This is a genomic window from Mesorhizobium sp. M1406, assembly GCF_040317555.1.
Lineage (GTDB): Bacteria > Pseudomonadota > Alphaproteobacteria > Rhizobiales > Rhizobiaceae > Mesorhizobium.
Window position 1 is genome coordinate 490,001 of sequence record NZ_JAMYKW010000001.1, and the last position, 5,844, is coordinate 495,844.

Annotated in this window: 3 protein-coding genes, 1 tRNA gene and 2 rRNA genes (1 of these 6 running past the window's edge); all 6 read left to right on the top strand. The window is 58.5% G+C overall.

The features are described 5' to 3' along the window. Window positions 1–2,720, top strand: a 23S ribosomal RNA gene (locus NKH03_RS02480) (it extends 102 nt beyond the left edge of the window). A gap of 277 nt (window positions 2,721–2,997) precedes the next feature. Beyond that, a 5S ribosomal RNA gene (gene rrf / locus NKH03_RS02485) occupies window positions 2,998–3,112 on the top strand. Between the two features lie 226 nt (window positions 3,113–3,338). Further along, window positions 3,339–3,415 (top strand) — tRNA-Met (locus tag NKH03_RS02490). A 182-nt stretch (window positions 3,416–3,597) separates the two neighbouring features. Then, a complete protein-coding gene (gene tnpA, locus NKH03_RS02495; protein WP_352883987.1) occupies window positions 3,598–4,032 on the top strand; it encodes an IS66-like element accessory protein TnpA in 435 nt (144 codons plus the stop codon). Continuing rightward, window positions 4,029–4,385 carry an IS66 family insertion sequence element accessory protein TnpB gene (gene tnpB, locus NKH03_RS02500; RefSeq protein ID WP_352966958.1) on the top strand — a complete coding sequence of 119 codons (357 nt, stop codon included), beginning with the start codon at window positions 4,029–4,031 and terminating at the stop codon, window positions 4,383–4,385. The genes tnpA and tnpB overlap by 4 nt, the downstream gene beginning before the upstream one ends. A gap of 69 nt (window positions 4,386–4,454) precedes the next feature. Next, the coding region (gene tnpC, locus NKH03_RS02505) for an IS66 family transposase (RefSeq protein WP_352966960.1) at window positions 4,455–5,844 on the top strand (1,390 nt) is incomplete at its 3' end.

Consider the following 5,844-nt stretch of genomic DNA (forward strand, 5'->3'; position numbering starts at 1 on the left):
ATCCGTAGATTTCCGAATGGGGAAACCCACCTAAGGTACTTGGAAAATCAGAGCAGCCGGAAGGTCGCAAGGCCGACTTGCTGCTGTGGTTTCCAAGTATCGATAATAGGTAACTTACCCTGAATACATAGGGGTAAAGTGGCGAACGCGGGGAACTGAAACATCTAAGTACCCGTAGGAAAGGACATCAACCGAGACTCCGGAAGTAGTGGCGAGCGAACCCGGACCAGGCCAGTGGCGATTGAGAGACAAGCGGAACCTTCTGGAAAGTAGGGCCATAGTGGGTGACAGCCCCGTACGCGTAATGCAATCAATCGTCCTCGAGTAAGGCGGGACACGTGAAATCCTGTCTGAAATTGGGGGGACCACCCTCCAAGCCTAAGTACTCGTGCATGACCGATAGCGAACTAGTACCGTGAGGGAAAGGTGAAAAGCACCCCGACAAGGGGAGTGAAAGAGTACCTGAAACCGATTGCCTACAAACAGTGGAAGCCCAAGGTTCGTCCTGGGTGACCACGTACCTTTTGTATAATGGGTCAGCGACTTAGTGTGACGAGCAAGCTTAAACCGCTAGGTGTAGGCGCAGCGAAAGCGAGTCTGAATAGGGCGTTCAGTTCGTCGCATTAGACCCGAAACCGAGTGATCTAGCCATGAGCAGGTTGAAGGTAAGGTAACACTTACTGGAGGACCGAACCCATAACTGTTGCAATAGTTCGGGATGACTTGTGGCTAGGGGTGAAAGGCCAATCAAACTCGGAAATAGCTGGTTCTCCGCGAAATCTATTTAGGTAGAGCGTCGACCGAATACCCCAGGGGGTAGAGCACTGGATGGGCTAGGGGTCCTCACCGGATTACCAAACCTAACCAAACTCCGAATACCTGGGAGTACTAGTCGGCAGACACACGGCGGGTGCTAACGTCCGTCGTGAAAAGGGAAACAACCCTGACCTACAGCTAAGGTCCCCAAGTTATGGCTAAGTGGGAAAGGATGTGAGGATCCCAAAACAACCAGGATGTTGGCTTAGAAGCAGCCATCATTTAAAGAAAGCGTAACAGCTCACTGGTCTAAATAAGGGTCTTTGCGCCGAAAATGTAACGGGGCTAAAGCCATACACCGAAGCTTAGGGTTTGGTCCGCAAGGGCCAAGCGGTAGCGGAGCGTTCTGTAAGCTGATGAAGCCATACCCGTGAGGGGTGGTGGAGGTATCAGAAGTGCGAATGCTGACATGAGTAACGTAAGGGGAGTGAGAGACTCCCCCGCCGAAAGACCAAGGGTTCCTGCTTAAAGCTAATCTGAGCAGGGTTAGCCGGCCCCTAAGACGAGGCGGAAACGCGTAGTCGATGGGAACCACGTTAATATTCGTGGGCTTGGAGGTAGTGACGGATCATTGAGGTAGTCCAATCTTATCGGATTGAACGGGCTGCTGCGTGGTTCCAGGAAATAGCTCCTCCTTATAAACCGTACCCGAAACCGACACTGGTGGTCTGGTAGAGTATACCAAGGCGCTTGAGAGAACTATGCTGAAGGAACTCGGCAAATTGCACGCGTAACTTCGGAAGAAGCGTGACCCTTTTCTACGCAAGTAGAGGAGGGTGGCACAGACCAGGGGGTAGCGACTGTTTATCAAAAACACAGGGCTCTGCGAAGTCGCAAGACGACGTATAGGGTCTGACGCCTGCCCGGTGCTGGAAGGTTAAGAGGAGGGGTGCAAGCTCTGAATCGAAGCCCCAGTAAACGGCGGCCGTAACTATAACGGTCCTAAGGTAGCGAAATTCCTTGTCGGGTAAGTTCCGACCTGCACGAATGGCGTAACGACTTCCCCGCTGTCTCCAGCATAGACTCAGTGAAATTGAATTCCCCGTGAAGATGCGGGGTTCCTGCGGTTAGACGGAAAGACCCCGTGCACCTTTACTATAGCTTTACATTGGCATTCGTAGTGGCATGTGTAGGATAGGTGGTAGGCTTTGAAACCTGGGCGCCAGCTCAGGTGGAGCCACCCTTGAAATACCACCCTTATTACTATGGATGTCTAACCGCGGCCCGTTATCCGGGTCCGGGACAATGTATGGTGGGTAGTTTGACTGGGGCGGTCGCCTCCTAAAGAGTAACGGAGGCGCGCGATGGTGGGCTCAGAACGGTCGGAAATCGTTCGCTGAGTGCAATGGCATAAGCCTGCCTGACTGCGAGACTGACAAGTCGAGCAGAGACGAAAGTCGGTCATAGTGATCCGGTGGTCCCGCGTGGAAGGGCCATCGCTCAACGGATAAAAGGTACGCCGGGGATAACAGGCTGATGACCCCCAAGAGTCCATATCGACGGGGTTGTTTGGCACCTCGATGTCGACTCATCGCATCCTGGGGCTGGAGCAGGTCCCAAGGGTATGGCTGTTCGCCATTTAAAGCGGTACGTGAGTTGGGTTCAGAACGTCGTGAGACAGTTCGGTCCCTATCTGCCGTGGGTGTAGGAATATTGAAAGGATCTGTCCCTAGTACGAGAGGACCGGGATGGACGGATCTCTGGTGGACCTGTTGTGGCGCCAGCCGCATAGCAGGGTAGCTATATCCGGACGGGATAACCGCTGAAGGCATCTAAGCGGGAAACCCACCTTAAAACGAGTATTCCCTGAGAACCGTGGAAGACGACCACGTTGATAGGCCGGGTGTGGAAGAGCGGCAACGCTTGAAGCTTACCGGTACTAATAGTTCGATCGGCTTGATCGTTCTCATTCCTTATGCCCATTTGACGAAGTCAAATGGTCTTACCAGCGCTCACGCATGAGCGGCCCCTCCGGGGCCTATGCTCCGCGAGGGCGCCGGAAAACCGGCGACGCGCAGTCGCGCTTGCGGGCTTATGCCCGAAGCGCCCTGTAGAAAACGTCGCCTTGGCACGGAAAGACGGGCAAATGGCGCATGCTTATAGCGAGCAGGTATCTCCTACTCACTATTCCCTACTGCCTAATCCCTAACTCAGCTTCTCGAACAACGTGCGTTTTGCCGACCTGGTGGTTATGGCGGAGCGGCTGCACCCGATCCCATTCCGAACTCGGCCGTGAAACGCTCCAGCGCTGATGGTACTTCGTCTCAAGACGCGGGAGAGTAGGTCGCTGCCAGGTCTGCTAAACGCACGTTCAATCTCACATCCAAATCGGATGCAGGGAAATCTTCTCCTTACTTTTGTTGATGCATGTAGTTGCCCCAAAACCGCCAAGCACTTTGGGCGACATGCATAAGGCCCGCCAAGGGAAGCCCGGGCCGCGCAAGCGGCCCTTTCATTTGGCGAGCCATATACCTATTTGTAGGCCATCCTATTCGTAGGCTTGCGCTTACAGCCAAGGTTGACGCGGGGTGGAGCAGCCCGGTAGCTCGTCAGGCTCATAACCTGAAGGTCACAGGTTCAAATCCTGTCCCCGCAACCAAATCCAACAATCAAACGGCCCGCTCAATGCGGGCCGTTCGCGTTTGGGGCTTCTCGGAACGAGCCGGCCGGAAAGCCTTCATGATCAATCCCCATGTCGTAAGCGATGTTTCCGGGCCACCTTTCGGGAGTGGTCGCAATCTGTGAGGTTGCCGGTTCTGCATTGGGATCGGAGATCGGCTTGTGTCTGGACTTGACCTTACGCTTAACCCGGAGCGACAGCCTCGACGTTTCGAAGTGATCAACGGTGCTGGCGGTCGGCGTCATTGGTCGGTGGATGACAAGTCGCGGATCATCGCGGAGACGCTGGAACCGAACGCGATCATTTCCGAGGTCGCCCGCCGGTATGGTCTCAGGCCACAACAGGTCTTCGCCTGGCGTCGCGAAGCGCGCAAACGGGCTGCTTCGGCGCAGCAGGAATCCCCGACCTTCGTGCCGGCGGTTGTGGTGGTGCCGGAACCTGCAGCCAGGCGTCCACCGAAGCAGCCGAAACGGCAAGCCACCCGAGACGCCGGCGTGATCGAGCTTGAGATCGACGGAGTGGCGATGCGTGTCGGCCGAGGCGCTGATGCGAAGACGGTGGCCACCGTGATCCGTGCCTTGAAGGCGACGACATGATTGGCCCGACCGGCGCGGTCAAGGTGATGGTGGCGACGAAGCCGGTGGACTTCCGGAAAGGGGCAGAAGGATTGTCCGCGCTGGTGCGCGAGACGATGGGCGCCGATCCGTTCAGTGGGGCGGTCTATGTCTTCCGGGCGAAACGGACTGATCGGATCAAGCTGATCTTCTGGGATGGCACTGGCGTCTGCCTCTATGCCAAGCGATTGGAGGATGGGGAGTTCCGCTGGCCGAAGGTGCATGACGGCGTGATGCGGCTGACGGCCGCACAGCTCTCGGCGCTGCTTGAAGGGCTTGATTGGCGGCGCGTCCATGAGGCGCGCCGGACGCGCGCTCCGGCGCAGGCCGGCTGACCCGCGACGAAGTGAATCAGCCTGGATTCCGCTGTCGCGGGCTGTCGGCGAATATGGTCTCATCCTATCATGGCGATGACGGCGGACCAGCTTCCCGACGATCCGGATGTACTGAAGGCGATGGTCCTGGCGCGCGATGTCGAGAATGCTCGCCTGACCCAGATCATCAAGGAATTGCAGCGGCACCGCTTCGGCCGCCGGGCCGAGAGCCTGCCCGAAGATCAACTGCTCCTTGGCCTCGAGGAGGCCGAGCAGATCGAGGCGGACGGCGAGGCAGAGGCCGAACGTGCCGATCCTGCCACGCGCAGGGAGCGCACCGCAAAGCGGCGGGCGAACCGGGGCGCGCTGCCGCCGCATCTGCCGCGCATCGAGATGGTCGTCGACATCAAGGACCATGCCTGCCCATGCTGCCGCAACGGACTTCATCGGATCGGCGAAGACGTTAGCGAACGGCTCGATATCGTGCCGGCGCAACTGCGCGTGATCGTCATGCGGCGACCCAAATATGCGTGTCGTGGTTGCGAGGACGTGGTCGTGCAGGCTCCGGCGCCCGCCCGGCTGATCGAAGGCGGTCTGCCGACCGAGGCGACGATCGCCCAGGTTCTGGTCTCCAAATATGCCGATCACCTGCCGCTCTATCGTCAGGCGCAGATCTACGCCCGGCAGGGCATCAATCTGGACCGCTCCACGCTCGCCGACTGGGTCGGCCGCGCCGCCTGGCATCTGCGTCCGGTCCACGAGCGGCTGCTGGAGAAACTGAAGTCCTCGCCGAAACTCTTTGCCGACGAGACCACGGCGCCGGTGCTGGATCCCGGCCGTGGCAAGACCAAGACCGGACAGTTCTGGGCTTACGCCCGTGATGACCGACCATGGGACGTGAGCGACCCACCCGGTGTCGCCTATATCTATGCGCCGGACAGAAAGGCGGAGCGACCGATCGCTCATCTGGCGGGCTTTGCCGGAATCCTGCAGGTCGACGGATATGGTGGCTATCGGGTGCTCGCCGACAAGAGCGGCGCAACGCTCGCCTTCTGCTGGGCACACGTGCGCCGGCGCTTCTACGAACTCGCCGCGGCCGGCCCGGCACCGATCGCGAGCGAGGCCCTCCGGCGCATCGCAAATCTCTATCGCGTCGAGGACGACATCCGCGGCCAGCCCGCAGACGCACGTCGTGCCGTGCGCCAGGAAAGGAGCCGGCCGATCCTGGCCGAACTCGAGCCGTGGCTGCGCGAGAAGCTCGGCCTGATCAGCCAGAAGACCAAGCTCGCGGAGGCAATCCGCTATACGCTGTCACGCTGGGAGGGGCTGACCCGCTTCCTCGACGACGGCCGCATCGAAATCGATAGCAATACCGTCGAGCGGTCGATCCGCCCGATCGCAACGACCGATTCATACTGCACCTCTTCTTCAAACGTCCGGAAACAGGGACTTTTGGTTTTCCATTTTGATGCGACACGGG

Coding starts and splice junctions, on each gene's coding strand:
- tnpB (WP_352966958.1), top strand. CDS start 4,029: ATGATTGGCCCGACCGGCGCGGTCAAGGTGATGGTGGCGACGAAGCCG.